At 65.7% G+C, this 26,094-nt stretch carries 29 protein-coding genes; 8 read left to right on the forward strand and 21 right to left on the reverse strand.

From position 1 onward, the window contains the following. Positions 1-279 precede the first annotated feature (279 nt). Positions 280-1,533, reverse strand: coding sequence for a TetR/AcrR family transcriptional regulator (locus tag AC5Y4H_RS02650; RefSeq protein ID WP_499978345.1), 1,254 nt, complete (start codon positions 1,531-1,533; stop codon positions 280-282). 152 nt (positions 1,534-1,685) lie between these two features. Between AC5Y4H_RS02650 and AC5Y4H_RS02655 the strand changes: the two genes are divergently transcribed. After that, the gene (locus tag AC5Y4H_RS02655) at positions 1,686-2,294 is read left to right on the forward strand and encodes a hypothetical protein (protein ID WP_499978346.1); all 609 of its coding nucleotides are present in this window, start codon (positions 1,686-1,688) and stop codon (positions 2,292-2,294) included. Positions 2,295-2,351: 57 nt separating this feature from the next. Here AC5Y4H_RS02655 and AC5Y4H_RS02660 read toward each other — a convergent pair whose 3' ends face one another. The 3 genes from AC5Y4H_RS02660 to AC5Y4H_RS02670 form a co-directional block, all read right to left on the reverse strand. Further along, positions 2,352-3,077, reverse strand: a complete 726-nt coding sequence (locus AC5Y4H_RS02660) for an esterase (RefSeq protein ID WP_499978348.1) — start codon at positions 3,075-3,077, stop codon at positions 2,352-2,354. 115 nt (positions 3,078-3,192) lie between these two features. Then, the gene (locus AC5Y4H_RS02665) at positions 3,193-4,824 is read right to left on the reverse strand and encodes an MFS transporter (protein ID WP_499978349.1); all 1,632 of its coding nucleotides are present in this window, start codon (positions 4,822-4,824) and stop codon (positions 3,193-3,195) included. A 181-nt stretch (positions 4,825-5,005) separates the two neighbouring features. Then, a complete protein-coding gene (locus AC5Y4H_RS02670; RefSeq protein WP_499978350.1) occupies positions 5,006-5,359 on the reverse strand; it encodes a UBP-type zinc finger domain-containing protein in 354 nt (117 codons plus the stop codon). Positions 5,360-5,491: 132 nt separating this feature from the next. Between AC5Y4H_RS02670 and AC5Y4H_RS02675 the strand changes: the two genes are divergently transcribed. Beyond that, complete coding sequence (locus tag AC5Y4H_RS02675) at positions 5,492-5,860, forward strand: nitroreductase/quinone reductase family protein (protein ID WP_499978352.1); 369 nt, start codon at positions 5,492-5,494, stop codon at positions 5,858-5,860. 120 nt (positions 5,861-5,980) lie between these two features. Continuing rightward, positions 5,981-6,856: an alpha/beta fold hydrolase gene (locus AC5Y4H_RS02680; protein WP_499978353.1), complete on the forward strand. Its 876-nt coding sequence runs from the start codon at positions 5,981-5,983 to the stop codon at positions 6,854-6,856. A gap of 79 nt (positions 6,857-6,935) precedes the next feature. Here the strand turns inward: AC5Y4H_RS02680 and AC5Y4H_RS02685 are convergent, their stop codons facing one another. The 3 genes from AC5Y4H_RS02685 to AC5Y4H_RS02695 all read right to left on the reverse strand — a co-directional run bounded on the left by AC5Y4H_RS02685 (position 6,936) and on the right by AC5Y4H_RS02695 (position 9,485). Further along, a complete protein-coding gene (locus AC5Y4H_RS02685; RefSeq protein ID WP_499978354.1) occupies positions 6,936-7,613 on the reverse strand; it encodes a Crp/Fnr family transcriptional regulator in 678 nt (225 codons plus the stop codon). Positions 7,614-7,777: 164 nt separating this feature from the next. Then, positions 7,778-7,909, reverse strand: coding sequence for a hypothetical protein (locus AC5Y4H_RS02690; RefSeq protein ID WP_499978355.1), 132 nt, complete (start codon positions 7,907-7,909; stop codon positions 7,778-7,780). 142 nt (positions 7,910-8,051) lie between these two features. Continuing rightward, the gene (locus AC5Y4H_RS02695; protein ID WP_499978356.1) at positions 8,052-9,485 is read right to left on the reverse strand and encodes an FAD-dependent oxidoreductase; all 1,434 of its coding nucleotides are present in this window, start codon (positions 9,483-9,485) and stop codon (positions 8,052-8,054) included. Between the two features lie 232 nt (positions 9,486-9,717). Here AC5Y4H_RS02695 and AC5Y4H_RS02700 point away from each other — a divergent pair, with 232 nt between their 5' ends. Next, entirely contained in the window at positions 9,718-10,359 is a 642-nt protein-coding gene (locus AC5Y4H_RS02700) for a DUF5134 domain-containing protein (protein WP_499978358.1), read from the forward strand. 32 nt (positions 10,360-10,391) lie between these two features. Here AC5Y4H_RS02700 and AC5Y4H_RS02705 read toward each other — a convergent pair whose 3' ends face one another. The 3 genes from AC5Y4H_RS02705 to AC5Y4H_RS02715 all read right to left on the reverse strand — a co-directional run bounded on the left by AC5Y4H_RS02705 (position 10,392) and on the right by AC5Y4H_RS02715 (position 11,984). After that, positions 10,392-11,132, reverse strand: a complete 741-nt coding sequence (locus tag AC5Y4H_RS02705; protein WP_499978360.1) for an SDR family NAD(P)-dependent oxidoreductase — start codon at positions 11,130-11,132, stop codon at positions 10,392-10,394. Between the two features lie 11 nt (positions 11,133-11,143). After that, positions 11,144-11,428, reverse strand: coding sequence for a hypothetical protein (locus AC5Y4H_RS02710; protein ID WP_499978363.1), 285 nt, complete (start codon positions 11,426-11,428; stop codon positions 11,144-11,146). A gap of 82 nt (positions 11,429-11,510) precedes the next feature. Next, positions 11,511-11,984 carry a GtrA family protein gene (locus tag AC5Y4H_RS02715; protein ID WP_499978364.1) on the reverse strand — a complete coding sequence of 158 codons (474 nt, stop codon included), beginning with the start codon at positions 11,982-11,984 and terminating at the stop codon, positions 11,511-11,513. 115 nt (positions 11,985-12,099) lie between these two features. Here AC5Y4H_RS02715 and AC5Y4H_RS02720 point away from each other — a divergent pair, with 115 nt between their 5' ends. Continuing rightward, positions 12,100-12,471, forward strand: a complete 372-nt coding sequence (locus AC5Y4H_RS02720) for a hypothetical protein (RefSeq protein ID WP_499978365.1) — start codon at positions 12,100-12,102, stop codon at positions 12,469-12,471. A gap of 114 nt (positions 12,472-12,585) precedes the next feature. Here AC5Y4H_RS02720 and AC5Y4H_RS02725 read toward each other — a convergent pair whose 3' ends face one another. From AC5Y4H_RS02725 to AC5Y4H_RS02775, 11 genes are all read right to left on the reverse strand, one after another. Continuing rightward, positions 12,586-12,753, reverse strand: coding sequence for a hypothetical protein (locus tag AC5Y4H_RS02725; protein WP_499978366.1), 168 nt, complete (start codon positions 12,751-12,753; stop codon positions 12,586-12,588). Positions 12,754-13,340: 587 nt separating this feature from the next. Beyond that, positions 13,341-13,763 carry an Hsp20/alpha crystallin family protein gene (locus AC5Y4H_RS02730; protein ID WP_499978623.1) on the reverse strand — a complete coding sequence of 141 codons (423 nt, stop codon included), beginning with the start codon at positions 13,761-13,763 and terminating at the stop codon, positions 13,341-13,343. Between the two features lie 264 nt (positions 13,764-14,027). Continuing rightward, positions 14,028-15,404: a replicative DNA helicase gene (dnaB, locus tag AC5Y4H_RS02735; RefSeq protein ID WP_499978367.1), complete on the reverse strand. Its 1,377-nt coding sequence runs from the start codon at positions 15,402-15,404 to the stop codon at positions 14,028-14,030. A 531-nt stretch (positions 15,405-15,935) separates the two neighbouring features. Beyond that, the gene (gene rplI / locus AC5Y4H_RS02740) at positions 15,936-16,394 is read right to left on the reverse strand and encodes a 50S ribosomal protein L9 (RefSeq protein WP_065029504.1); all 459 of its coding nucleotides are present in this window, start codon (positions 16,392-16,394) and stop codon (positions 15,936-15,938) included. Positions 16,395-16,424: 30 nt separating this feature from the next. Then, a complete protein-coding gene (rpsR, locus tag AC5Y4H_RS02745) occupies positions 16,425-16,679 on the reverse strand; it encodes a 30S ribosomal protein S18 (RefSeq protein ID WP_499978368.1) in 255 nt (84 codons plus the stop codon). Between the two features lie 43 nt (positions 16,680-16,722). Beyond that, positions 16,723-17,247: a single-stranded DNA-binding protein gene (locus tag AC5Y4H_RS02750; RefSeq protein ID WP_499978369.1), complete on the reverse strand. Its 525-nt coding sequence runs from the start codon at positions 17,245-17,247 to the stop codon at positions 16,723-16,725. A 126-nt stretch (positions 17,248-17,373) separates the two neighbouring features. Then, complete coding sequence (rpsF, locus tag AC5Y4H_RS02755; RefSeq protein WP_007771721.1) at positions 17,374-17,664, reverse strand: 30S ribosomal protein S6; 291 nt, start codon at positions 17,662-17,664, stop codon at positions 17,374-17,376. Positions 17,665-17,798: 134 nt separating this feature from the next. Next, positions 17,799-18,440: a DJ-1/PfpI family protein gene (locus tag AC5Y4H_RS02760; RefSeq protein ID WP_499978370.1), complete on the reverse strand. Its 642-nt coding sequence runs from the start codon at positions 18,438-18,440 to the stop codon at positions 17,799-17,801. Then, positions 18,437-20,095 carry a glycosyltransferase family 87 protein gene (locus AC5Y4H_RS02765; protein ID WP_499978371.1) on the reverse strand — a complete coding sequence of 553 codons (1,659 nt, stop codon included), beginning with the start codon at positions 20,093-20,095 and terminating at the stop codon, positions 18,437-18,439. Before AC5Y4H_RS02765 ends, AC5Y4H_RS02760 begins: the two co-directional genes overlap by 4 nt. Further along, positions 20,092-22,761, reverse strand: a complete 2,670-nt coding sequence (locus tag AC5Y4H_RS02770) for a transglycosylase domain-containing protein (RefSeq protein WP_499978372.1) — start codon at positions 22,759-22,761, stop codon at positions 20,092-20,094. Before AC5Y4H_RS02770 ends, AC5Y4H_RS02765 begins: the two co-directional genes overlap by 4 nt. Then, positions 22,754-23,188, reverse strand: coding sequence for a DUF5318 family protein (locus tag AC5Y4H_RS02775; protein ID WP_065029591.1), 435 nt, complete (start codon positions 23,186-23,188; stop codon positions 22,754-22,756). Before AC5Y4H_RS02775 ends, AC5Y4H_RS02770 begins: the two co-directional genes overlap by 8 nt. A gap of 120 nt (positions 23,189-23,308) precedes the next feature. Here AC5Y4H_RS02775 and AC5Y4H_RS02780 point away from each other — a divergent pair, with 120 nt between their 5' ends. From AC5Y4H_RS02780 to AC5Y4H_RS02790, 3 genes are all read left to right on the forward strand, one after another. After that, a complete protein-coding gene (locus AC5Y4H_RS02780) occupies positions 23,309-24,187 on the forward strand; it encodes a DUF1707 domain-containing protein (RefSeq protein WP_499978373.1) in 879 nt (292 codons plus the stop codon). 157 nt (positions 24,188-24,344) lie between these two features. Next, positions 24,345-24,887: a PadR family transcriptional regulator gene (locus tag AC5Y4H_RS02785; protein WP_499978374.1), complete on the forward strand. Its 543-nt coding sequence runs from the start codon at positions 24,345-24,347 to the stop codon at positions 24,885-24,887. A gap of 56 nt (positions 24,888-24,943) precedes the next feature. After that, complete coding sequence (locus AC5Y4H_RS02790; protein ID WP_499978375.1) at positions 24,944-26,041, forward strand: inositol-3-phosphate synthase; 1,098 nt, start codon at positions 24,944-24,946, stop codon at positions 26,039-26,041. The last annotated feature ends 53 nt before the right edge of the window (positions 26,042-26,094 follow it).

Raw genomic sequence — 26,094 nt, forward strand, 5'->3', positions numbered from 1 at the left:
ATGCCTTTCACACGGGCGCCGCCGAGCTTGACCGCGGCCCACAACAGCCATGAGGACTGCAGCACACCCGGCATGCGGACTAGATCCGTCTATGTTAATAGTGATTCGGAAGATCCGATAGCCCAGTGGGCTCATCGGCGGCGCTCGGGCACGCCAACGAATACCGGAGATGCGCTGCTGGAAGCGGGCGTTCAGCTCGGCCCGATACGCCGGCGAGGTGGATATCTCACCAGCAAGTGGGGGTTGGTTCTTCGGGTACGGGCCATCTGCGAAGACCCGTCAGCGACGTGGTCGGCCGCCGCGTGGCGCATTGCGGGAGGAGGCGGGCCGTCCCAGCACCGTGACCTCCATCAAGCGCCGCACCGTGAGGCTGGCGGCCGTGTCGGGGTAGACCAGCCGCCCGATGTCCACCGCAAGAGCGAACGCGGCGTGGACGGCGTATCGGGCCCGGCCCAGGGTGAGTTCGGGGTTGGCCGCGACGGCGAGGCTGGCCCAGGATTCGACGGTGGAGCGCTGAATGTTGTAGAGCAGCACCGCGTCTGTGTCGGGCAGGTTGTGACGCTCCGTGTAATACACGCAGGCCAGTTCGGGATTGGCGAACGACCGCGAGACGTAGGCCTCGATGAGTTGCGCCAGCGCCTGTTCCGGGTCGGCGTTGGTGGCCAGGATGCTGGAGAGGTCACCCGAGAGTTGGTCGGCGGCACGCCGGTAGTAGACCGCCAAGATGGCGGCCTTCCCCGGAAAGTATTGATAGATACTGGCAACCGGTATGCCGACCGCTGCGGCGATGTCTTCCATCCCGGTTTCGCGATAGCCGCGCTCGTTGAACAGGCGCATCGATTCGTGCAAGAGAAGTTCGTAACTTCCGGCGGCGCTGGTCAGTGTCGCGGGGCGCGGCCGGTCGGAGCCACGACCACGCTGGCTTGGCAGCTCGGCGCGCAACACCGAGATCGCGATATCGGCCAGCGTCGCGCGGATCTCGGCATTGCTCAACCGGGACCGATGGTCGGTGATGCTGCCGATGACACTCAGCGTGGCCGCCGACAGGATCCAGCGTTGCCGCGAGGTCAATTTCGGCCGCAGTCTCATCAGCGGGCGCTGCAGGCGACGGTTGGTCAGTTTGATCTGCTCGGCCAGAGCGCGCTGATCGCCACCACGCAGGTAGCGGCCCTCCCACCGATATAGTCCACCGGCGGTGCGGTTGACGATCGTAGTGTCGATCAGCGCTCCAATGAGAGCGCGGAGTTGCTCTTCGGCATCGCCATCGGCGGCTAAGGCGTCCGCGAACGCCGTGGCGTCGACCAGTTGCTGTCCCAGCGCCAGGAAGACCTCGCGAAACAGGTCGTATTTGCCCTGCGAGTGGCGGTACAACGCCGCAGCGGAGATTCCCACTCGTGCCGCGATGTTTTCCATGCTGACCGCGTGATAACCCAACTCGCTGAACGCATCGGTAGCGGCGCGGGCGATCTGGATCTTGCGGTCCTTTGGGCGCCGCTTCACCTGATCTGCGGACGAGCGGCTAGCCGAAGGCATACAGATCACCGTAGCCGCAGCGGCGGCCGTCCGGGCGAGGCGTTGACGACCGGAATCGCCGAGCCCGCGAAATGTTAGTCCCAATGTGGCGACAACATTGTTGGTTCGATATTCGGCGACCGAGGGATATCGTATTCCTCTGGAAAGAACGGATGAATCTGACAACCTTGCGACTGTCATGGAGCGGCCTGGTGTGCGCCGGGCCGGCACTCGCCGCCGCCGTGGTGATTTCCGGCCACGCCGCCGCCGATCCCGGCCAGCCCCCTCCGCCGTTGCCGGTGTTCACGCCCGCGCCCACCGATTGGTCACCGAACTTCACCATCTGGCCGTACAACACATTTACGGCGCGCGTCACACCAGAGATGATCGGCGGAATGTCGGACTCCTGCCAATGGTTCAAGTCGCAATTCGATCCGCTTATGGACCAGATCAACGACTTCAACCGGTACCTCGGCGATCAGCATGACGACTACTCGGTTGGCAGTGTGGCGGGGAACGCTCACACTGTGGTCGCCAATATCGACAGGTCGACGGCCTTTCTGGCACCACGCGTGAAGCCATTGATCATCACCAACCAGCCCGACAACTTCGGGCCGTATTCGCCGGTATACGGCGGTGAATCCATGACCCACTTGGCATTTCAACTATCGCGGATCAGCGACAGCATCAAGAGAAAGGACCCGTCGGGAGTCACGCACGCGAACATCGTCGCGGCCACCGGCTGGGCGAACGGCCTTCGCGATTCCGGCGCATGCGATTGATGACCGCCGCCACCGCTTCGGCATTGGCATCCGTGGTGATGCGACTAGATCGGCCGACTAGGCGACGTCGGGACTGACTATCGACGCGACCGCGCTGCGCGGCACCGATACTTGCGTGGCCTCCATCGCCGGCTGCAGCGCGTTTTGGTCGAAGAAAAACACGATCGCATCATTGGTTATCGCGAAGCTCTGGTAGTTCGCCGGCTCGAGACCGGTGGCCGGCGGAATCGAAACCTTCGCCCGGTACCGGTCGGCCAGAGTCTTCTGCACGATCGGCAAGATGGCCCGCAGCGGTTGAGTTCCCGGCTGGAACAACGCGTCGAAGGTGATCGGCTTCTGAGTGGCCAGGTTGTAGTTGAAGGATTTGTACCAAACCAACGGGTGAGCGGCGCCGAGGTTCTGGTAAATCTCGGTGACCACCGACTGGGTGCCCGTCGCCCGGGGACCCGAGCTGTATCGGGTACCGGTAACCTTCAGCGCAGTCGGCGATTTCAATGTATTCAGCGGACCGCGGGCGTTGCGGAAATCGTCATCGGTCTTGGTCAAATAGCCGACCATTGTCTGCTCATCGGGATAGTTGGCCGGAAACACCATGCTGATGTTCGACAGGGGGTCTGAGGCATCAAAGTGGCACATCTGATTCGCATCGACGCTCGACGGATTGCACATCGGCGCGTCCGCGCCGGCAGTTGCAGGTCCGGTGAATGCGGTCGCCGATGCAAGGACTGCCACCGTCGCGATCACCTGCCGTGATCTGATAAGCCGCCCAGTGTCGAAGTTCACCCACGCCTCCGTTGAAGATTCCGCACGGTGCATTGTCACAGATGCGCCGCGGCGGATGGGCGGATGGTGGCCGTGCCTATTGCGTCCCGGCGGGGGCGTTCGGCGTGGAAAGACATCATCGGGGCAAGCGCAGCGCGAGGAAGTACTCGTGGCGCCGGGCACGGTCGACGGTGTAATCCAACGCCTTACTGACGCCATCGGTGTCGTATTCCAGCCAACGCTCCGTGCGCTGACGCTCGAATTCGGTCCACGACGCCACCGTGAACCTCTCGAGGAACGTATCGGATTGTCCGACACTGTGATACAGCCGCCAGCTGTGTCCGCCGGTCCGAAGGCGTGAGCGCCTGACGGCGCGCATCGCTTCGGTGAAGTCGTGCAGGTTCTCCGGCGGAACCTGGTAGCGAACGGTCACCAGCACCGGCCCATCCCGGGGTGATGGTTCGAACACGAGCGTGGGCGACGGCCAAGCGCTGGAAACGTCGACGCTCAGCGCCCCGGTGCAGGGCAGCAACGGCAGGACCAGAATGCTGAGCGCGACAACGCCGAGCACCACGGCCGACCCCACCAGCGCGGTGTGCAGTCCCGCTCGCGTGGCGACGGCCCCCCAGGCGTAGGAGCCGATCGCCTGTGCTCCCGTCGCGACGAGCAGATACACCGCCAGGCCGCGGGCGCGCACCCAGCGGGGCAACGAGAGTTGAGCAGCGGCGTTCAACGTCGTCAACGTGATCAGCCACGACATGCCGGACAGCACCAAAATCGGGGTGGCCGCGGCGAACGGGAGCCAGGCCACCGCCAGCGGCGCCAGCCCGTACACGGCCGCGGACCCGGCGAGCAGCAGGTTATCGGAAACCCTCTGACGTAACCGTGCGGCAAACCCTACTGACAGTACGGCTCCCAGGCCGATCGCCGCCAGCGCCATCCCGTACCCGCCGGCGCCCAGGTGCCATCGGTGTGCCGCGACCACCGGCAACAACGCCAGCACGGCCGAAGCCGGAAACAGGAAAAGGATTGCGCGCAAAAGGATCCTGCGAAAGATCGGGCTATTGTTGACAAACAGGAGCCCGGTAAGGATGGCGTGGCCGAAGTGTTCTCGTTCCAGCGGCGCGATCTGCTTCGGCCGTTTCCACGCCGCGAGAGCGACGATGATTCCCGCAAACGACACCGCGTTGATCGCGAACACAGCGGCGGGTCCGGATAGGGCCACCGCCACACCACCGATTGCCGGGCCAATCGCCCGCGCGGCGTTGCCCGCGAGGCTGCCCAGTGTCGAGGCGGCCGGTATCTGTTCGCGGGGGACCACCTCGGGCTGGATCGCCTGCCAGGCCGGCCCGGCCAGTGCGGCCGCGCAACCGATGGCCACGGTGAACATCAGCAGCGACGTCGGGGTCGTGCGGCCGAGATAAGTCAGGACCGCCAGCGCCAACGCCACCAGCACCGCGTATGACTGCAGCACAAACAGCAACCGCCGCCGGTCGAAGAGATCGGCGAGCACGCCGGCGAACAGACCCAGCAGCAGCGTCGGCCCAAGGCTGGCGGTCTGGACCAGCGCCACGATGACATCGCTGCTGTGTTGTTCCACGAGGAACCATTGGGCCGCAACGCTTTGCATCCAGGTCCCGACACTAGAGGCCACTTGCGCGATGAACAGGCTGCGATACACGCGGTTGCGAAGCGGTGCCCATGCCGATGGTTGCTCAGGGTCGGCACGCTCCCGATCCTGAATCACCATCGGGTCGGCTGCCGGCAACCACCGTGCTCGAAGTGCCCACAACAACGACGCTGATCGGCGATGACGCGCACGATGGGGTTGCGGACCAACGGCGAGCCGGAATTGGTCTCTGGCACGGGCGAATGCCTTTCGCGCGGTACGGGCGTTAAGAGTCTAGACCGGGCCCACCGCACCCGCCACGCGATGCAATTAGCTGCGATCAGCCTTGTCGATGGCGGAGCAGCTCGAACCAGTTATGCGGCACCCGCCCGCGCGGCCCAGGCACCGACTGGTCCTCGGGACGGCACTGGGGCGGTGCAAGCGGGGGGCCTTCGTAATAGTCGTTCGCCTCGTAGTTCCAGAACCAGTCCTCACCCGGTTCGAACGACCGGATTATCGGATGCCCGGTCTGCTGCCAGTGCTTGGTCGCATGACGAGAGAACGAATCGTCGCAGCAACCGATGTGCCCGCACGCGGCGCAACGCCGCAGGTGCACCCACCAACCACCGGCCTCGTCGCACTCGACGCAGCCCATACCGCTGGGCGGCACCGAGCGGTCGACAGGAGCAGTCATCAGCGCCCTCTTCCTCGTTCATCGCAACCACTGGAGCGTCTTCGCGGGGATGCTACCTCCATGTCGATCGGGCCGGCATCCTGTTGATTCCCGCGGTCAACTGCTCTGGGGATTTGCTGCGATACTTTCCCCGTGGGTCTTAACAAACTTGGCCGCCTCTTGCTGCGAGCCGCGCCCGTTTTCAATGCGCCGATAGCCGCACTGAGCAATTCCCGTCGCTTTGGCCGCCTGATCAATCGCAACATCACGATGCTGACCTACACGGGTCGACGGTCCGGACGCACATACAGCATCCCGGTGGCCTACCAACGTGCCGGCGGCGACATCGTCATCAGCGTCGGCATGCCCGAGGCGAAGACGTGGTGGCGCAACTTCCTCAACACCGGTGGCCCCCTCACGCTGCGCCTTGACGAGACCGAATGCGCCGGACACGCCGTCGCCACGCAGGACGAGAGGGGTGCTGTCACCGTGACCGTGCGGCTCACCGGGTCGCATTCTTGAGTTCCACGAGTCCTGCCCAGCAGTGCCACGCTCGGCTGCAGCCGAGCGGAAGTTGGTCCATGGCACCACGTCTGAACCTCGGATGCGGAGGTCGATAAACTGTTCGCCCGTCCGCGCCCGATGCCGACCGTCGCGTCCTGGTTCACCACGGCGCTCGAGCACCAACCAGAGCACCGCGACATCGACGTTGACGGTTGCCGCATACACCTGCGCGTTTGGGGCGCTGCTGACCAACCTCCGGTGGTGCTCGTCCACGGCGGCGGAGCACATTCAGGTTGGTGGGATCACATCGCGCCGTTCTTTGCCCGCACCCATCGGGTGATCGCGCCGGATCTGTCCGGGCATGGTGACAGCGAATCGCGTGGCCGTTACGACCTGCGAACCTGGGCAGCCGAAGTGATGGCGGTCGCGGCGGCCGCCGGCCCCGCCGCGCGGCCGACGATCGTCGGCCACAGTATGGGCGGTTGGGTCGTGTCCACGGCAGCGATGCACTACAGCCAGCAGATCAACAGCATGCTGGTCATCGACTCGCCGCTGTGGGAGCCTGCGCCCGAGGAAGGGCGACTGCGGAGGCGCAAACACACCCGCTACCAGACGAGGGACGAGATCCTGGCCCGCTTTACGGCCGTGCCCTCGCAGGAGTTGATCCTGCCCTACGTCCGACAACACATAGCGGGCGAGTCGATACGCAAAACCGACGGAGGATGGATCTGGAAGTTCGACCCGGCCATCTTCGCCGGTGAGTTTCTCGAGCCGACGCCCGCCGACGAGGAGTCGTTGGAGACCATGCTGGCCGCGATGCGTTGCCGCGTAGGGTATTTGCGCTGCGAAGCCGGTTTGGTACCGGACGATATGGCCGAACGCATCCGATCCCTGCTTCAGCTGCGTGGGCCCTTCGTGGAGTTGGCCCTGGCCGGCCACCATCCCATGCTGGACCAGCCGCTTCCCCTGGTCGCGACGCTACGGACCCTGCTGGAATTCTGGTCGATCACCTAGAGCCTGAACTGGGCGATGCATTCGTATTGTGCTTGCCCCAGCAGCATTTCACGGATGACGACGCACCGTCGGTGGGGCGCTAAGCCCTCGCGCGGCGAGCCAGCTTCGCGGGCTGGTCGATGATGAGGGCCTTGCCCTGCTGTCGAATCCATCCGCGTTGGGCGAAGTCTGACAAGGCTTTGTTGACCGTTTCGCGCGAGGACCCGACGAGTTGAGCGAGTTCCTTCTGCGTGAGGTGGTGCTCGACCAGCACCGAGCCCCCGGTACTGGTGCCGAATCGCATTGCCAGGTCGAGAATTTGCTTGGCCACCCGGGCGGGGACATCGGTGAAGATCAGGTCGCTCAGGGCGTTGTTGGTATGCCGGAGTCGGCGCGCCAACACCCGCAGCAGCTGCTCGGCGATTTCGGGACGTTCGACCATCCATGTCCGTAGCGCGTGACGGTCCATCCTGACCGCCTTCACCTCGGTCAGGGTGATCACCGTCGAGGTTCGCGGGCCGGGATCGAACAGCGCCAGCTCACCGAACACGTCCCCGGGGCCCAGTACCGCAAAAACAGTTTCGCGACCGTCCGCCGTCTGGTGGCGGATCTTCACCGTGCCCGACAGGATGACGTAGAGGTCGTCACCCGGCTCGCCTTCGACGAAGACGGTTCGCCTGCGCGGGAACGCTACGTGCTGCAGGTGGCGAGCCAAGGCATCGACCGCATCAGGGGCGATCCCCTGGAAAATGCCGGCTCGCGCCAATACTTCGTTCACGCCGCCCCTTTCACCGCGTTTTCGCACGGCGTTGCGCGCACTTGGCGCTGCTCCAGTGTGGGGGCGTCTTGGCTCGCGGTCCAGACCTTACACCAGGACTCAGATTCGTAACGTAGCAGGTCGCGGCCGCCTCCCCGAGGTGGAAAGGCGGCCGGGCAGGACCCCTAGGCGGCCGGTGTGGTGACGGTGGACGCCATGTTCACCTCGGAGTACAGGTTCCCGCACGCATCGCAATGCACCTGATACTCGAGCCGGTCGTCACCACGCTCCAGAAAGCGGTACTGGGCCCACGCCATGCAACGCGGGCACCGTGTATGACCGTGTTCGATTGCCATTCGCCAACCCCCTACTCGCCACAGACACACTGGAAGTACCCAGTGCCAAGCCCGGCTAACCATTGAGTGTCGGCTGCCCGCGGCATCCGCGCCCGTTCGGCGGCTAGTAGTTCAACCCCGAAAACATGACCCTGCCGGGATCGTATTTCTGTCGTACGGCGCTCAGCTGGGAGAGGTTGGGGCCGAAGTAACGCGACGGCGGCTGATTGGCCTCGATGTAGTTCACGTAGGCACCGACCGAATATTGTTGCACCGCTTGATGTGCGGTGCCGAGCCAACTGGTTGCGGCCGCCGGATCGCCCGTCTCCACATACCACTGCACCAGCGCCGACTGCCGGCGCCACGGAAAGGCGGTGGCGCCGGGTGCCACCGTGGCGAGGGCGCCGTCCATTGCGTGCATGATGGCCAGCATGCGGCCGGCTCCGCGGGGAAAGGCATTGACCGCCGCGGCGATCCCCTGTGCCACGCCCGCGTTGACGGTGGCGAAGACGTCGGATCCGCCGACATATCCCAGCGGCGACGGGTTGAGGTTCCCGACGGCCAGGTAGTTCACCAGATCCATGTAATTGAAGGTGTGGTTCTCGGTACCCGACGGTTGCAGTCCCACCGCTTGAGTGATCGCGGCCGCGGCGCTGTTCCCCGATCCGGCCGGGCAGGTCGCCAGGATTCGGCAATGCATGCCCATCGCGTCGACGGTGGCATCGGCCAACGCCCAACTGTTGCGGTCTGCGCTGCGTAGCCAGTTCTGCCAGCCGACGAGGACCTGCGCGAAGGATTGTGGCGGGAAGTTGAGGTTGACGACGTCGACGTCCTTGGTGGGGAACGTGGCGAACGTGAGCGAGGTCGTCACGCCAAAGTTTCCGCCACCACCGCCGCGCAGCGCCCAGAACAGGTCGGGGTTGCTGGCGGCGGATGCTGTCACCACCTGACCGCTGGGCAGCACCACCGATGCCGACGTCAACTGGTCGCATAGCAGGCCGGCATGTCGCGACTGGGCCCCCATGCCGCCGCCCAGCGCATGTCCCGCGGCACCGACCGACGGACAGGTGCCGGTTGGGACACCGCGGCCGACGGCGGCCAACGTCCGGTGCATCGTGTACAGACTCGTGGCCGGCGTCACCGTCACCTGCCCAGTGGCGGCATCGTAATTGGCATCCCCGGGCAGTTGGCGCAGGTCGAGCACCATGGCTCCGTTGGCGGTCGACGCGCCGATATAGGAGTGGCCGCCGCTGCGTGGGGCGACCTTGAGGTTGTGGGCGGCCGCGAATGCCATCGCCTTTTGCACATCGGCCGCCGATGTGGGGGTGACCACCGCTGCGGGCGTCAGACCGTTGTAGTTGGTATTGAAAACCTGTTTGGCCCCGGCAAATTGAGGGCTGTCGGGAAGCAGCACCTTCCCGCCCAGGGCGGTGGACAGGCCCTCCCATCCGGTAGGTCTCGGATCGGCGGCCGCCCGCGGTGCGCCGAGGACGGCGCCGGTGGCCAACGCTCCGACGGCGCCCCGCAGAAACGCCTGCCGCGAGATCTCACGCGCCATCGTCGGACTCCCGCGATTGCGTCATGCCCCGAATTGTCAACCACGAGAACCATGGTGCCGCACGACGTGTCGGGGGGTGACCGAAACGTGCCTGAACCGTTACCGCGCCCGCGGTCGAACGCCGGCTATTCGTCGACACCGCGGCGGTGGTTGGATCGAATACCCCATAGGGGTACTGTTGCGCCATGGGCGTCCCGCGGACAGCATTCGTCAGGTCACCGGATTGCATGCCATGATCGACGACCCGGCGCTGCGCTGGGCCGTCACCGTCCTGTTCGGCGTGAGCGTCGTGATGTACGCGTACGTCGCTGTCGCACAACGTGATCAGTGGACAGGAATGGTCAGTCACCTGATCCACCTGACGATGTCGGTGGCGATGGTTTTGATGGTGTGGCGTGTTGGGCTCGGCCTCCCGGCGACAGGGCCGATCCTGTTTTTTCTTCTTGCCGGGGTCTGGTTCTTGTGCGCTGCCGTGTGGACGCCGTCGGTATCCCGTCAGCGCCTGAAAACGTGCTATTACGCGGCGATGATGGGTGCAATGGCGTGGATGTACGCGCTGATGAGCGGAGTCGTGCCGGGGGTTCGCACCCCCGTTCACCCAAGACCTGACTCGGCGGTGATGGACATGCCCGGCATGAAGCTGCCCTCACCCGACCTGCCGTCCGTGACCGCAGGATTCTCTTGGATCGCCGCCGCGAACTGGTTCGGGATGGTCGGGTTTGCTGCGGGAGCACTGTATTGGTCCTACCGCTTCGCCGGTGGACGCCGCATGACCCCGGTGCCGAGCACCGCGCGGCTGTTCCGGTGGGAGCCGCTCTATCAGGCCTCCACCGCCGCCGGCACGGCGCTCATGTTCGACGCGCTGCTCTGGTAGCGACGGGCGGTGGCGGCTCGCGCCGGCGCTTCTCAGCCGGCGCCTTTGCCGTTGTCGACCCGGTAGACAGCCCCATGGATCGCGACCGCGGCGTCGCTGGCGAGAAAGGCGATCACATTGGCGACCTCGAGGGGTTGCATCATGCCGCGCGGTGAGGCCGTGCGCATGATCAGATCGTAGTTGGGATTGTCTGGCGCGCTGAATTGCTCGATCTGTGGCGTGAGCATGCCGCCGGGGCATACGGCGTTGACGCGCAACCGATCCGCGGTGTACTCCACGGCCAACGCTCGGGTGAGGCCGATCAGACCGTGCTTGGCGGCGCAGTAGCCGGCCGAATACGCCTGTCCCTCGACTCCGGCGATGGAGCTGACATTGACGATGTTGCCGCCGCGTTCGAGCAGATGAGGCAGCGCCGCCCTGCAGAGCCAGAACGGCCCGTTGAGGTTGACCGCTAGGTCTTGCTCCCAGTCGTCGTCGGTCATCGCGTCAGTTCGGCGCATCTGGTGCCGCCCAGCAACATTGACCAGGACGTCGAGTCCACCGAATTCACGGACACACTGCTCGACCGCCTCTCGGCAGGCCCGCGCCGAGCCGATGTCCACGGACGCGAATCCGCCGCGTTCGACTGCGGCGAACACATCGGCCAAGCGATCCGTATCGCGTCCGATGCCGAAAACCGTCGCGCCCTCGCGGGAGAACAACTTCGCCGTTTCAGCGCCCAGGCCCGACGACGCTCCGGTCACCAACGCCACCTTGCCCTGCAGTGCAGCCATGCCCGTGCACTCTAATAGGACCGCAACCGCACCAGGCCGCCGCGTCGAAATTGGGGTGGCGCAACTATTCTCAGCCCGCATCTGGCGGCGAACTCGGCGGCTATGCGCTCGGCGGCGAAGCGCCGCTGGATCCGGCGCGCGGTGAAGATGGCGAGCAGGTTGAAGGCCTGCCTGCCCAATGCGATGCGACTCGTTCGCTGCTTCCAGGTCGCCCGCGTCGAGGCCGCGCGTCGCCCGAAGTGGTAGCCCACGCATGCTGCTATCGCGAGCGCGGCGATCGCCGCGATTACCGTCACGTGTCGAGGGTCCTGCCTCGCCGTCGCGAGGAGGTCACGCACGGGCTACACCTCGGACACCAAGTGCGGGCCGGCGAGCAGCTCAGCGGCGGAAGACCACCCATCGCATCGCGCTGTACATGTACACCGCCTCACACGTGCCGGCCGCCAACCGCGATAGCTGATACTGCACGCCAACGGCCGCCAGCGCCGTGGTCACCCCGAGGATGAAAGCCAGGTAGTTGACGACGACCACCACGACGTAGGTTGCAACCTGGGGTCCGACGGGCGCATGGGACTGGAAGTTGAAAATCCGATTGAGCACGTAGCTGAGGGCGAACGCGCACGCGTAGGCGACCGTGACGGCGACCGGCACCGCGAGCCCGAGCGCGCCCCGCAGGCAGGTGAGGATCACCAGATCGACGGCGAAGGTGCAGCCGTTGATCACACAGAAGCCGACAAACGTCGGCGCGACGATGGCCCCGAGTCCGAACGGCAACCGTCCGACGAACGCCGCACAGCAGGCGTGAAACCGGCCGGCCAGGCGTGATCGGCCGGCCGACGGGTCGGCTCGCACATCAGCACGGTGCCACGACCAGGTATCCACTGCATGATCAATCGGCCAACAACGCTGAACGGTGCGACCTTTGCCTGCGCGCGTTGCCGTGGATTCAGCCCCTACGATCTGGGTTGTGGACGAGATGCCCCACTACAGCGGCCCGATAAACCCCGGCAACCGCAATACCTTTGGAGCATGCCTGTCGCTGGCCGGTTTGGGGGCGATGATGCTCGCGATTCTTCTGCTGCTGATCGCCGTGAGCAACCGCGCTCTGGCATTCAAATTGGAAGCCGGCTTCTTCCCGCCCTTGTCCGAAGCGGCGGTGCAGTCAGCGCGCACCGAAATCGTCATCGCGGCAGTGCTGACCGTCCTGGCCACCGCTTCGGCGGCGACGGCGGTGATCTTCCGTTCGACCATTGCATGGCGCATCATCGGGGGCGTCACCCTGCTGGCTTTGCTCTTGGTCGGCCCGTTGCTGTGGGTCAGCTACGACATGGCCTTTTGAACTTGCCCCCGCACGGCGGCGAAACGCTCAGTCGCGCAATGCCTTGACGGTAGGAGCCTAGCCAGAGCGGCACTGCACACTTCCCTTCGCTCCATGCCGGGAAAACCCACCTAGTCACCAGTTGCTGCGGTCACCACCGGTGTGGGGATATTCGTCGTCGGCCAAGGGAACGGATAGTTGCTGTTCGGCCCAGTCGGCGAGATCGGCCTCTACCGGGCGAAAGTTGCGCAGCGCGCCCAAATGTCCGTGCGCAGCGCGGTTGGGGATCGCTTGCTTGATCACGGTTACCTCTTCCTCCCACTGGCGAATAGCACTACCTAGCACAATGTTTCAGCATCGATGCCACCTCACTGGCGGATGTGAGTGCAGGCCGCCCGCCCGGGGAGACGAGTTGCCTGGCTGTGGCAGTGGCGTGCCTGATCCGTATCGGGATTCAGGTAGCGCCCACGGTCTTCCCCGGCCGGCGGACTGGCCTGGTCATACTCGGTGTGATGCCATCACCTGCCTTCCTCAAGTGTTGTAGCGCCATTTTTCGCGAATGCTGCTCTCGGAGGGCTGCGCTGCACGGCGCACACGTCGGGTGCGGGCGCACTCCACCTCTGCACGATGATCGTGCCGTCCCGACCGACTGACGGCGGGCCGACCAGGGCGCAGCCGGCGACTGGAGGCGATGCGGGCCGAAGCAGGGTGGCCGCCGCGTCGCACAAGATGGCGTCGACCTCAGCGATCAGCAGGCACAACCCCGGGTCCTCGTCTGGTAGGACCGCGGACGGCGGCACCGCCAAACCTTCTGAGGCCGTACGGGGCGCTGCTGCTGCTCCCATGCCGCAGCGTGGCATCGCAAACCCGCGTTCTGTAAGCATCGCCGATCACGCGTTAATGGCGGCGTATTGCCTGTCTTCGCGCTTGACCGCGACCTTGCGCGGCTTGGCTTTCTCGGCTACCGGAATGCGCAATCGCAGGACCCCGGCGTCGTAGCGCGCATCGATGTGGTCCGTGTCGAGATTGTCGCCGAGCACCAATTGCCGACTGAACACCCCTCGCGCCCGTTCGGTGGCCAGCATCTCCCGGCTTGGATCGACATCGGGGCGTTCCGCGCGCACCGTCACCACATTGCGTTCGATATCGAGATCCAGTGACCGTTCATCGATTCCCGGCAGATCGAATTCGACGACGAACTGCTCGCCCTCGCGCCAGGCATCCATCGGCATCACCGCCGGACGCGCCGCGGTGCCTGACGCCTGCTGAGTGAAGCGACCGAGGTCACGAAACGGATCGCTACGCACCAACATGGTCGTCACCTCCAACACTCCCATCTATCTGCACTTCACACCGATTATCTATGCCTTGCGGCATACATTTTTATATAACTCAGAGCGCCGGTGTTCGCAAGAGCGTGATGAAAATTCTTCCGCCACAGGATCATCGAGTAGTCGCCGCGCTTGTGGCTGGCCACGACGGCGGCGGAGAAAGCTGCCGATGCCGCCCGTAACACGCCGCCGCGGAATCGCCGACAAGGCCACAGCGACGGTCGAGCAGGGTGAGCTTGACCCAGGTCACCGCGCCATGTTGGTGAACCGCGACAGATGCAATTGGTGCGCGACCGTCACCGTCTTGGTGGGGCCGTTGCGGTGTTTGGCGAGAATGAAATCCGCCTCTCCCCCGCGTGGGTCGTCACGCTCGAACGCGTCGGGCCGGTTCAGCAGGATCACCATGTCCGCATCCTGCTCCAGCGATCCCGACTCACGAAGGTCCGACAGCATGGGCTTCTTGTCGGTGCGCTGCTCGGGCCCGCGGTTCAGCTGGCTGATCGCGACGACGGGCACCTCCAGCTCCTTCGCCAAAAGCTTGAGTTGACGGGAGAATTCGGATACCTCGAGCTGCCGCGACTCGACTTTCTTTCCCGACGACATCAGCTGCAGATAATCGACCACCACCAGACGCAGGTCGGATTTCTGCCGCAGCCGGCGCGCCTTGGCACGAATCTCCATCATCGTCAGGTTCGGCGAGTCGTCGATGTACAGCGGCGCCTCGCTGATTTCGCTCATCCGGCGCGCCAGCCGCGTCCAGTCTTCGTCGCTCATGCGACCCGACCGCATGTCGGCAAGTTTGATTTTCGCTTCCGCGGACAGCAGCCGCATGACGATCTCGGACTTGCTCATTTCCAGCGAGAAGATGACGCTGGCCATGCGGTGCTTGATGGAGCATGACCGCAAAAAATCCAGTCCAAGCGTCGATTTGCCCACGCCAGGCCTGGCCGCCACGATGATCATCTGCCCGGCATGCAGACCGTTGGTCACCTCGTCGAGCTCGGTGAAACCGGTCGGGACGCCGCGCGCGACGCCGCCGTTCGAGGCGATGGCGTCGATCTCGTCCATGGTCGGCTGCAGCAGATCCTCGAGCGGAACGAAATCCTCCGACGTCCGGCGCTCGGCCACCTCGTAGATCTCGGCCTGCGCGCGGTCGACCACCTCGGCCACGTCGGCGCCGTCGGCGCCCGCGTAGCCGTACTGCACCACACGCGTGCCGGCCTCCACGAGGCGGCGCAGGAGCGCCTTTTCGGCGACGATGGTCGCGTAGTAACTCGCGTTGGCCGCGGTCGGCACCGTCGAGATCAGCGTGTGCAGATACGGCGCCCCGCCGATGCGGCGCAGCAGGTTGCGGCGGTCCAGTTCGGCGGCGACCGTCACCGCGTCGGCCGGCTCGCCACGCCCGTAGAGGTCGAGGATCGCGTCGTAGACATTCTGGTGGGCGGGGCGGTAGAAGTCGCCGGGCCGCAGCCGTTCGAGGACGTCGGCGATGGCGTCCTTACTGAGCAGCATGCCGCCCAGCACCGCCTGCTCGGCCGCCATGTCCTGCGGCGGCTGCCGCCCGAAGTCCTCGCTCGGCGGCGAGGAATCCATGCCCGACGCCAAGTCATCGACGACCGCCACGGATTCCCTCCTCCCCTGGTTCACGCATCCGAACATACATTCGATAGCCGACATCGAGCGTAAGTCAAGATCCTGACAACCTGCGCCGCGCAGCACCCGTACGCCCGGCGCCGGGACGACGTTAAACGTTGCTGGCTAGTACGCAAAGGGGGTGCTGTTTATGAAGCTGTGCATCGTGTGTGCATATCCGTCGACACCTGTGTTGAGCGGGGTGTGGAGAACCTGTGGATTGATGCAAAGGGCTCGGACATCACTGCAGATACCGGCCATACAACGCCATGGAATTCATGTGGACAAGAATCTCTACGGCGTGTCGGGCCAGGTTACTGCGCCGGGCGTGTTGGCTTTCCGCCGTGTTTTCCCAGCGTTACGGGCCGGTAAAGCGCCCCAGCGAAATGCACCCCGGAAATTGTTCGCCAGGGAGCACGTCCGCGATCCGCGCCACCGGGATGCGCCCGCTTGCCCTAAGCGCAAACGAAGCCCGGCGGCGGCCGATCTAGGCCACCGCCGGGAACGAGCAAATGTCGGTGCTTAGCTCTGCGCGACTACCTCGAGCGCGACCTCGACGTCGACCTCGGGATGCAGGTGCACCGCCACCGGGTGGGTCCCGACGGCCTTGATGTGCGATTTGGGCAGCCGCACGATCCGCTTGTCCAGGTTGGGGCCACCGGCTTTCTTGATCGCCGCGACGACATCGCCGGCGGTCACCGAGCCGAACAGCTTCCCGGAATCGGCCGCCGTCTTGACCGGTAGCGAAACCGGCCCGAGCGCCTCGATCGCCGTCTTGAGTTCGTTGGCGTGCCCAAGATCGCGCACGGCCTTGGTCTCGCGGGCCCGGCGGATATCGTCGGCCTGCCGCTGCGCGCCGCGGGAGGCCACGATCGCCAATCCGCGCGGGAGCAGGAAGTTGCGGCCGTAACCGTCCTTGACCTCGACAGTGTCGCCGACGGTTCCAAGGTGGTCGACGTCAGCCGTCAGAATCAGCTTCATCGTTTCGTACTTTCGGTAGGCCTGCGGCGACTATCGCGCCGAGGAGGTGAAGGGCAGCAGCGCCACCTCGCGGGCATTCTTCACCGCGATGGCGATGTCACGCTGGTGCTGCACACAATTGCCGGTCACGCGACGCGCACGGATCTTCCCGCGCTCGCTGATGTACGTCCGCAGCAGCGTGGTGTCCTTGTAGTCGATCGCTTGATCCTTCTTGGCGCAGAACACACATTTGCGTGCCTTGACCGGCTTTTCCGGAGCCGGCCGCCGCTTGTTGGACTTGGCCATGTCTGTCTTTCTTTCCGTTCTCTATTACTGAAGTTTTGTCGTATCAGAAAGGCGGTTCGTCGTCCCCGCCGCCGAAGGAGCCCGATGCGGGCGCACTGCCCCACGGGTCGTCCGCGGGCGCGCTGCTCGCCGGCGCCGACTGCTGGCGGGATCCGCCGCCGCCGCCACCACCGCCGAAGCCGCCACCACCACCACCGCCGCTGCGGCTGGCCTTATTGACCTTGGCTGTGGCATACCGCAGCGACGGGCCGATCTCGTCGACCTCAACCTCGACCACGGTGCGCTTCTCACCTTCACGAGTCTCGAAAGAGCGCTGCTTGAGCCGGCCCGTGACGATCACCCGGGCACCCCGTGTGAGGCTTTCCGCGACATTTTCGGCGGCTTCGCGCCAGATGTTGCACCGCAGGAACAGCGCCTCACCGTCTTTCCATTCCCCGCTCTGGCGGTCATAGATACGCGGTGTCGACGCCACGGTGAAGTTCGCGACGGCGGCACCCGACGGTGTGAACCGCAATTCGGGGTCGGCGGTCAGGTTTCCGACAACGGTGATAGTGGTGTCACCAGCCACAATTTCCTCCTCGTTCGACCCTGTTCCTCGCCGCTCCGGTGATGGATGTCATGAGCGTACTTTCGCTGAGTTCCCCACAGCCTAAGCAGGTGCGCCGACGAGAAGCACGCGACGCAGCCAAGGCTGTTAGTGCTTGTCGGTGCGCATCACCTTGGTGCGCAGTACCGACTCGTTGAGGCTCAGCTGGCGGTCGAGCTCGGATACCGTCGCCGGCTCGGCCTTCAGGTCGACGACGACATAGATGCCTTCGGCGTGCTTGGCGATCTCGTAGGCCAGCCGGCGCCGGCCCCAGATGTCGACCTTGTCGACGGATCCGCCATCCTTGCGGACGACGTTGAGGAACGTCTCCAAGGACGGGGCAACGGTGCGCTCGTCGAGCGTGGGGTCAAGAATGACCATGATTTCGTATGGACGCATGGAAACCTCACCACCTCCTCTGGTCTCAAGCGGCCACGGACGCTCCGTGGCAGGAGGGTCGCCTGCGTCGGCAACCGCATCAGGGTACCGGATAGCGGGCTGACCAGAAAAATCCGGACGGCGGGGCAACGTCGCTATTGCCGGGCGGCCAGGTATTCGTGGGCCCTCGCCACCGTCGCCGGATCGGCCTTGGCAAGCGCGCCCGAGTCGAAGGGCGGCTGCGGGTCGTATTCGATGAGCAGCTGGGCCGCCTGCGCGGCCTCCCGATCGACGAGCAGTTCGACCAGACGCAGCGCCATGTCGATGCCGCTGGACACCCCGGCGGCGGTGACGATCCGCTGCGGCAGGTGTTCGACGACCCGCTCCGGCACGTAGCGCCCGCCCAGGCCATTGAGGAGCTCGGCGGCCCGCCAGTGGGTGGTGGCGGTGAGCCCGTCGAGCAGGCCGGCCGCGGCCAGCAGCAGGGCGCCGGTGCACACCGACGTGGTGAACCTGGTGGTGTGGTGTACCGCTTGCAGCCACGCCCGGATGGCCTCGTCGTGAATCAGCTGCCGGGTGCCGATGCCGCCGGGGAACACCACCACATCGGGAGCGCCCACCTCCTCGAAGGTGGCATCACAGCTGACACCGAGCATTCCGTTCTCCGTCCGCACCTCACCGCGCTGGTGCCCGACGAACACAACGTCGACGGACGGAATGCGTTGCAGTACCTCGTAAGGCCCCACGGCGTCGAGCGCGGTGAACCGGGGGAAGATCGGGATCGCGACTTGCGTCATGGCGCCGCGCCGCTTGCCACGACGCGTTGCTCGTCGGCCTCGTCGGAGGCCGGGACGTTCGAGCGGCGTGACCCAACCGGGCGCAGCCAGTCCGGCAACCAGCCCGGTGGCGCGTCAGCCGCGCGGTCGAACGGTCCGCCCGCCGGGTCGTCCACCCGTGCGCCCCATCGCACCAGATCCTCGCCGGGCCGGTATATCTGGCGAATCACCAACGCGCACAGCATGATAACCGCAAGATCGCGCAGCAGCACAGTCGTGGTGAAGAATTGTTCGGGCAGGGAGCGGTTGGGGTTGCCGTACAGGTAATACATCCGCGGCACCCATACCAGCGCGTCGATGGTCATCCAGGCCAGCAGTAGCCGGCGGTGCGGCAGTGCGAGCACCGCGAGCGGCACCAGCCACAGCGAGAACTGCGGGCTCCACACCTTATTGGTCAGCAGGAAAGCCGCGACCACCAAGAACAGCAGCTGCGTCACCCGTGGGCGTTGCGGCGCGGTCAGCGCGATGAATGCGATTGCGGCACAACAGGCCACGAACAACACCGCGACGACGGTGTTGAGCACCGTCGGGGGCTGCCAGAACCCGAGCTTGGGATCGAATCCGCGCCAACCGGTGAACGACTTGATGACGTTGTAGAGCGAGTCCATGTCGTCGCCGCGACGCGTGTTGAGCCGGAAGAACTCGGACCAGCCGCGCGGGAAAAACACCAGCACGGGCAGGTTCACCAAGAGCCAGGTCACACCGGCGGCCACCGTAGTGCGGACCCACGCGCGCAGGCGCCCGGTCCGGATTCCCAGCAGCAGCATCGGGCCCAAGAACAGCAATGGATACAGCTTCGCCGCGGCACCCAGGCCGATCAGCACGCCGGCCAGCACCGGTTTTCGTCGCGCCCAGGCCAATAGCCCGGCCATCGCGAAAGCCGTTGCCAGCGCGTCGAAGTTGGTGAAGATCTGGAAGATCAATATCGGCGACCCGGCGACCAGGGCGGCGTCCCAGATCCGCCGGCCGGCCAGTCCCGCACTCGCCCAGACGGTGGCCAGCCAGGCCAGCGCCAGCCCGAATGCCGCGACATCGAAGAACATCACCACCTCGGCCACCACCGGAAGGGGCGCGAGCTTGCTCAGCGCGGTGTAGGTCTTGGCCAGCGCCATCGACACGTACTGGTAGATCCCGGTCAGCACCGGATACTCCATGTAGCGCACCGCCGGCTGACCGTCGTAGCGGATCTGCTTGGCGCCGGTCGAGTCGGTCTCGACCCAGCTCGACTTGTAGGGAAACTTGCCTTGGCTCAACAACTCTGCGCTGTAGAGCGGGACGGTGTCGGAGTAACACAACTCGTAGTAAGCGCGCTGGTTGTCCCAGTTGGCCACCCGCTGATCACCGGTTCCGGTGCCGGTGCTTTGCAGACAGGCCGCCTTCGTCGACCAGCCCAACGCCAAGAAGACCAGCCCGATCAGAAACATGACCCGCAACGGGGTCATCAGCCGGGAGCGGCCGATCAGCGCGTGCCGGCCAACCGGTCCCCCGACGACGTCGGCGAGCGCGGAGCCCAGAAAGTCGTTGCGGCTCGGGCAATCTCGATTGTCGGCGCTGCGCGGATCCGCGGCCAGCGGCCCCGGTGAAGTGGTCGCGCCGTGCTCCGCGGCGTCGGTCACGGTGGCGGTGGCGGTGCTTGGGGTCCACCCGGCGGGACGCCGCCGCCCGGGGGGCCACCAAACGGGGGGCCGCCGCCCGGGGGGCCACCAAACGGGCCGCCCGGCTCCGGACCGCCCGGCGGACCGCCGGGCGCGGGTGGCGCCGCGGTGATCGTCGTGGGCGGGCCGACCGGAATGGTGATGCCCGGCGCCACTTCGATGGTGGGCTGGATGACGGTCTCCGAGGGCGGCGGGGGTGGCGGAGGCGCAACGGGCACGCCCGCGTAACCGCCGATCTCGGTCGGCTTGGGGAAGGATTCGTTGGAGGTGCCCTTGAGCGCGCCGTCCATCGTGGATTTCCAGATGTCCGACGGCAACCCCGAACCGTAAACCGGTCCGCCCGAAGCGGTTACCAGCGGGCTATCGCCTTTGGCCGTGCCCACCCACACCGCCGTCGACAGCGACGGCGTGTAGCCCACCATCCACGCGTCCTTGTTCGAGGTGGTGTCGCCGAGCTGGGTGGTGCCGGTCTTGGCCGCCGACGGCCTGCCTCCGGCCAGCGCGTGGCCGCGGGAGTACGCGGCGATGGGGACCATCGCCGCGGTCACGTTGTCCGCGACGGCCTTGGGGACTCGCTGCTCGTTCTTGTTGTCGGAGTTGGCGGCGTCGAAGAGGACCTGGCCGTCGGAGTTGACGACCTTCTGCACGAAGTGCGGTTGGTGATAGACGCCGGAGGCCGCCAGCGTGGCGTACGCCGAAGCCATGTCGAACACCCGGGTTTGATACTGGCCCAGCACGATTCCGTTGTTCGGCGGTCCGCCCTTGCCGTCCTCGGACAGGGTGTGCTCCACGCCGGGGAAACTGGTTGCGATACCGGCCTGGTGGGCCGCGTCGGCGACGGCCTGCGGGCCGCCCTTGAGCTTGAGCATCAGCCGGTAGTAGGAGGTGTTCAGCGACATCTTCAGCGCCTGGGCGAGGTTGCACGTGCCGCAGCTCTCGCCCTCGACATTGGTGATCTTGATGCCATCGACCGTCAGCGGTGAGCTGTCCACCTGATAACCCAGGCCGATACCCTGCTCGAGCGCGGCGACCAGCGCGAACACCTTGAACGACGACCCGGTCTGCAGCCCGGCCTGGGCGAAATCGAAACCGAAGGCATCGGTGCCGCCGAAGTACGCGCGTATGGCGCCGTCGTGCGGGTCGACCGAGACCGCGGCCGAACGCATATCGGGGTCTTGGCCGTCGAGGTACTTCGACACCGCCTTCTCCGCCGCCTGCTGGGCCTTCGGGTCGATCGTCGTGGTGACCTGCAGTCCCTGGGTGTTCAGGGTCCGCTCGTCGATGTTGAACAGCTCCATCAACTCTTTGGTCACCTGACGCTCGATCAGCCCATTAGGCCCGGTCGTCTGGTTCTGCGCGCGCGCCTGATCCGGCGGCACGGTCGGCGGGAACTGCTGCGCGGAACGGTCGCTCGGAGACAACGCCTTGGTTTCCACCATGCCGTCGAGCACCCACGCCCAGCGCGCACGCGCATCCTGGGGGTCGACCGCCGGGTCGAGCGTGGACGGCCGCCGGATGAGGGCCGCCAGCAGTGCGCCTTCGGAGACCGTGAGCTGCTCGACGGGTTTGTTGAAGTAGGCCTTGGCGGCGGCCGAAATCCCGTAGGCGCCGCGCCCGAAATAAATGATGTTCAGATAGGCCTGCAGCACATCGTCTTTCGACCACTCCCCCGACATCTTGGTCGCGATCACCAGTTCCTTGGCCTTACGCATCAACCCGCTGACTCCATGCTGGGCCGAACCCACCAGCGCGTTCTTCACGTACTGCTGCGTGATCGTCGAACCACCCTGCAGGTCGCCGCTGCCGAAAAGGTTGTTGTTCACCGCCCGCACGAAACCGCTGAAATCGAACCCGGGGTTCGAGTAGAAATTGCGGTCTTCGGCGGCGATCACCGCCTGGCGCACATGCACCGGAACTTGGTTGATGTTGACGTCGACCCGATTGCCTTCCGGCGGGATGATCTTGGCGATCTCCGAGCCGTCGCTGGCCAGGATGGTCGAAACCTGGTTGGTGCGAAGGTCGCCCGGCTTGGGAATGTCGACGATGAAGTACGCCATCGCGAACGTGACGATCGGCAGCAGCACCAGCACCGCCGCGCTGAGGTACGCCCCTCGCCGGACCCACAGCCAGTTGATCTGATCTGTCCAGGCCCAGTCGCGCCACGGTGGGGCGGGCCGGCCGCCGGGACCACCGGGTCCGTCCGGACGTCCGGGGCGCCGCGGTGGAGGTGGCCCGCCGGGCGGACCACCGCCGAGCCTGGCCCGCTCCTGCCGGCCGGACGCCGGCCCCCTGCCGTCCAGTGCGGCCGTGACCTCGTCGAGCGCGTCGCGCCGCAAGGGCGTCGAAGGGGGGCCGGCCAGCGCGGCTTTGACTTCCTCGATGGGATCGGAGCGCCGGGGCGCCCGATCATCTTTGACCGGGGGCAGGATCGTCGTCATCCGGTCATCGGGCGGGGCCTGACGCCGACGGTTGATCGTCGGCGGCGCCTCCCGGCGTTCGGGATCCCGCCTATCGGCGTCCGGGCGGTCGGGTCCCGGACGTCCGTCAGAACTCTGATTGCCTACACGTTCAGTCGCGGGCCCACGCTGGTCACCGGACGACTGACTGTGGCGTCCTTCGTTATTCAATGGCCGTGCGGGCGTTGTTGCGCGCCGTCCGCGTGCGTCCGGTGCCCCTAGGCGGAGGTGCCGTGCGCGCCGCACCGAGCACATACGACTTGACGAGATGGTTCCAGCTGCAGGTCCGACAAACCTCCACCACGTGGACGGCGAACTCCTCGAAACGGGTTGCCAGCATCACCAATTCTTCGGCCGTGCGAGCCGAGCCCGACACCGCGCCCAGGTGTTCCCCGAAGACCCATGACACCAGCGTCAACTGCTCTTTGCGGCAGATCGGGCACATGACCTGACTCGGTTTCCCATGAAACTTGGCGGCGCGCAGCAGATACGGGTTCGCGTCACAAACCTCGGACACGCCAGTGCGGCCCGAGTACACCTCGGCCAGCAGTGAGCGCCGCCGGAGCGCATAGTCCACCACTTGTCGCTGCAGTCGCACGCCCACCAGAGTACGTCGCCATCCCAGCGAGGGATACGCAACCGAACCGTGGCAGTCCGTCCGGGGTAATCGATGGTGGTTCCGGCGCCAAACCGGGACCGGACTTCTACGATCATCCCCGTGGCGAAATGGCTCGGGACACCGCTGGCCGGCGGCGCGACGACGACTACCCGCGCCAAGGACACCGATCGCCAGAACACCTGCACGGTCCTCGATGACGCCCTGGCCGACGGCGAGCTCTCCGCCGAAGAACACCGGGAAAGGGTTAGCGCGGCCACCAAGGCGGTGACGCTGGGCGACTTGCACGCCCTGGTGAACGATCTGCAGACCAACGCCGGGCGGCCAGCGCCCGGCCTCGACTCGCGGCCCAAGGTCCCCCGGGCCGGCGGGTGGGGGGTGCTGGCCGCCGCCTTCGTCGTCTCGGTGTTGCTGGGCATGGGCATTGGGTGGGGGCTATACGGGAACACCCGCTCGCCGCTGGACTTCACCACCGACCCCGGAGCCAAGCCGGACGGAGTCAACGCAGTTGTGCTGACGCCGCCCACCCAGCTGCACTCGGTGGGCGGGCTCACCGGGCTGTTCGAGCAGATGCGCAAGCGGATGGGCGACACCGTCGGCTACCGGTTGGTGATCTACCCGACCTACGCGGTGTTGGACCGCCCGGACCCCTCGGACGACCGCCGGATACTGGCCTATACCTACCGCGGCGGCTGGGGCGACCCGACCAGTTCGGCCAAGGGTTCCACGGACGGTCCCGCCACCGTCGACCTGAGCAGTTTCGACGTGACGAAGGCGGTGGGAATCATGCGTGGCGCCCCCGAGACGCTGCACATGAGGGCGTCCGACGTCAAAACCACCTACCTGATCGTCGAGCCGGCGACCGACCCGACCACACCGGGCGCGCTGTCGCTGTCCGTTTATGTCTCGAGCGACTACGGCGGCGGACACCTCACCTTCTCGGGTGACGGCATCGTCAAGCAGACGAGTTTGCCCACGTAAACGCCGCTCCCCCGGCGCATTCCACGCCCTGACGCTGTGACGAACGCCAAACCAACAGTTGGTGGTGTTGTGGCTAATATATCGAGACGATACGATTGCGCGAGGCGTCGAACCGTCGTAACCAGCCACGCAAATCTTTTTCAGGGAGGTGAGTCGATTGTTGGAGCTTGCCATCCTGGGTCTCCTGATCGAGTCGCCCATGCACGGCTACGAGTTACGCAAGCGGCTGACCGGCCTACTCGGCGCGTTCCGGGCGTTTTCGTACGGATCGCTCTACCCGGCCCTGCGGCGCATGCAGGGCGAGGGGTTGATTGCCGAGAACGCCGCCCCAGCCGGGACGCCGGTTCGGCGGGCCCGGCGCGTCTACCAGCTGACCGACGAGGGCCGCCGACGCTTCGGGGAGCTGGTGGCCGACACCGGTCCCCACAACTACACCGACGACGGCTTCGGGGTACACCTGGCTTTCTTCAACCGGACTCCGGCAGAGGCGCGGATGCGCATTCTGGAAGGCCGCCGACGTCAGGTCGAGGAAAGGCGGGAAGGTTTGCGCGAAGCCGTTGCGCGAGCCAGTAGCTCGTTCGACCGCTACACCCGTCAGCTTCATCAATTGGGGCTCGAGTCCAGTGAACGCGAAGTCAAGTGGCTCAACGAGCTCATCGCTGCGGAGCGGGCCATGCCCGGCCTCTCCGAGCAAACGTAAACCCCTGCACGAACCCAGCATCCCAGTCAGTGGTTAGAGGTTAGGAGAACGCCCATATGAGTGAGCAGAACGCGCCGCAGGCGTCGACGGAGGTACGAGTCGCCATTGTCGGCGTCGGTAACTGCGCGTCTTCGCTGGTTCAGGGCGTGCAGTACTACTACGACGCCGACGCGAACAGCACCGTGCCCGGCTTGATGCACGTGAAGTTCGGCCAGTACCACGTCCGCGACGTGAAGTTCGTCGCCGCGTTCGACGTGGACGCGAAGAAGGTCGGCTTCGACCTGTCCGAGGCGATCTTCGCGTCGGAGAACAACACCATCAAGATCGCCGACGTGCCTCCCACCAACGTGACGGTGCAGCGCGGCCCGACGCTGGACGGCATCGGGAAGTACTACGCCGACACCATCGAGGTGTCCGACGTCGAGCCCGTCGACGTGGTCCAGGCGCTGCGCGAGGCCAACGTCGACGTGCTGGTGTCGTACCTACCGGTGGGCTCTGAAGAAGCCGACAAGTTCTACGCCCAGTGCGCCATCGACGCGGGCGTGGCGTTCGTCAACGCGCTGCCGGTGTTCATCGCCTCCGACCCGGTATGGGCCCAGAAGTTCGCCGACGCCGGTGTGCCGATCGTCGGTGACGACATCAAGAGCCAGGTCGGCGCGACCATCACCCACCGCGTGATGGCCAAGCTGTTCGAAGACCGCGGCGTGCAGCTCGACCGCACCATGCAGCTCAACGTCGGCGGCAACATGGACTTTCTCAACATGCTCGAACGCGAGCGCCTCGAGTCCAAGAAGATCTCCAAGACGCAGGCGGTCACCTCCAACCTGCAGCGCGAGTTCAAGACCAAGGACGTGCACATCGGCCCGTCCGACCACGTCGGCTGGCTCGACGACCGCAAGTGGGCCTATGTGCGGCTCGAGGGCCGCGCCTTCGGTGACGTGCCGCTGAACCTGGAGTACAAGCTCGAGGTCTGGGACTCGCCGAACTCCGCGGGCGTCATCATCGACGCGGTGCGCGCCGCCAAGATCGCCAAGGACCGTGGCATCGGCGGCCCGGTGATCCCGGCGTCGGCCTACCTGATGAAGAGCCCACCGCAGCAGCTGCCGGACGACATCGCCCGCACCCAGCTCGAAGAGTTCATCATCTCGGGCTAAGACCGCAGAAGCGCGCCCCGATCATTTGGGTGACTGTCCAAAGCGCCAGCACA

The organism is Mycobacterium sp. NGS58, assembly GCF_059812385.1.

What these genes read in the sequence shown, in the direction of transcription:
- AC5Y4H_RS02695 (WP_499978356.1), bottom strand. Translation starts at nt 9,485, where the DNA reads ATGGCGCGTGAGATCTCGCGGCAGGCGTTTCTGCGGGGCGCCGTCGGA.
- rpsF (WP_007771721.1), bottom strand. Translation starts at nt 17,664, where the DNA reads ATGCGTCCATACGAAATCATGGTCATTCTTGACCCCACGCTCGACGAG.
- AC5Y4H_RS02760 (WP_499978370.1), bottom strand. Translation starts at nt 18,440, where the DNA reads ATGACGCAAGTCGCGATCCCGATCTTCCCCCGGTTCACCGCGCTCGAC.
- AC5Y4H_RS02730 (WP_499978623.1), bottom strand. Translation starts at nt 13,763, where the DNA reads ATGTTGGTGCGTAGCGATCCGTTTCGTGACCTCGGTCGCTTCACTCAG.
- AC5Y4H_RS02670 (WP_499978350.1), bottom strand. Translation starts at nt 5,359, where the DNA reads ATGACTGCTCCTGTCGACCGCTCGGTGCCGCCCAGCGGTATGGGCTGC.
- AC5Y4H_RS02650 (WP_499978345.1), bottom strand. Translation starts at nt 1,533, where the DNA reads ATGCCTTCGGCTAGCCGCTCGTCCGCAGATCAGGTGAAGCGGCGCCCA.
- AC5Y4H_RS02790 (WP_499978375.1), top strand. Translation starts at nt 24,944, where the DNA reads ATGAGTGAGCAGAACGCGCCGCAGGCGTCGACGGAGGTACGAGTCGCC.
- AC5Y4H_RS02705 (WP_499978360.1), bottom strand. Translation starts at nt 11,132, where the DNA reads ATGGCTGCACTGCAGGGCAAGGTGGCGTTGGTGACCGGAGCGTCGTCG.
- AC5Y4H_RS02700 (WP_499978358.1), top strand. Translation starts at nt 9,718, where the DNA reads ATGATCGACGACCCGGCGCTGCGCTGGGCCGTCACCGTCCTGTTCGGC.
- AC5Y4H_RS02655 (WP_499978346.1), top strand. Translation starts at nt 1,686, where the DNA reads ATGAATCTGACAACCTTGCGACTGTCATGGAGCGGCCTGGTGTGCGCC.
- rpsR (WP_499978368.1), bottom strand. Translation starts at nt 16,679, where the DNA reads ATGGCCAAGTCCAACAAGCGGCGGCCGGCTCCGGAAAAGCCGGTCAAG.
- AC5Y4H_RS02680 (WP_499978353.1), top strand. Translation starts at nt 5,981, where the DNA reads ATGCCGACCGTCGCGTCCTGGTTCACCACGGCGCTCGAGCACCAACCA.
- AC5Y4H_RS02690 (WP_499978355.1), bottom strand. Translation starts at nt 7,909, where the DNA reads ATGGCGTGGGCCCAGTACCGCTTTCTGGAGCGTGGTGACGACCGGCTC.
- rplI (WP_065029504.1), bottom strand. Translation starts at nt 16,394, where the DNA reads ATGAAGCTGATTCTGACGGCTGACGTCGACCACCTTGGAACCGTCGGC.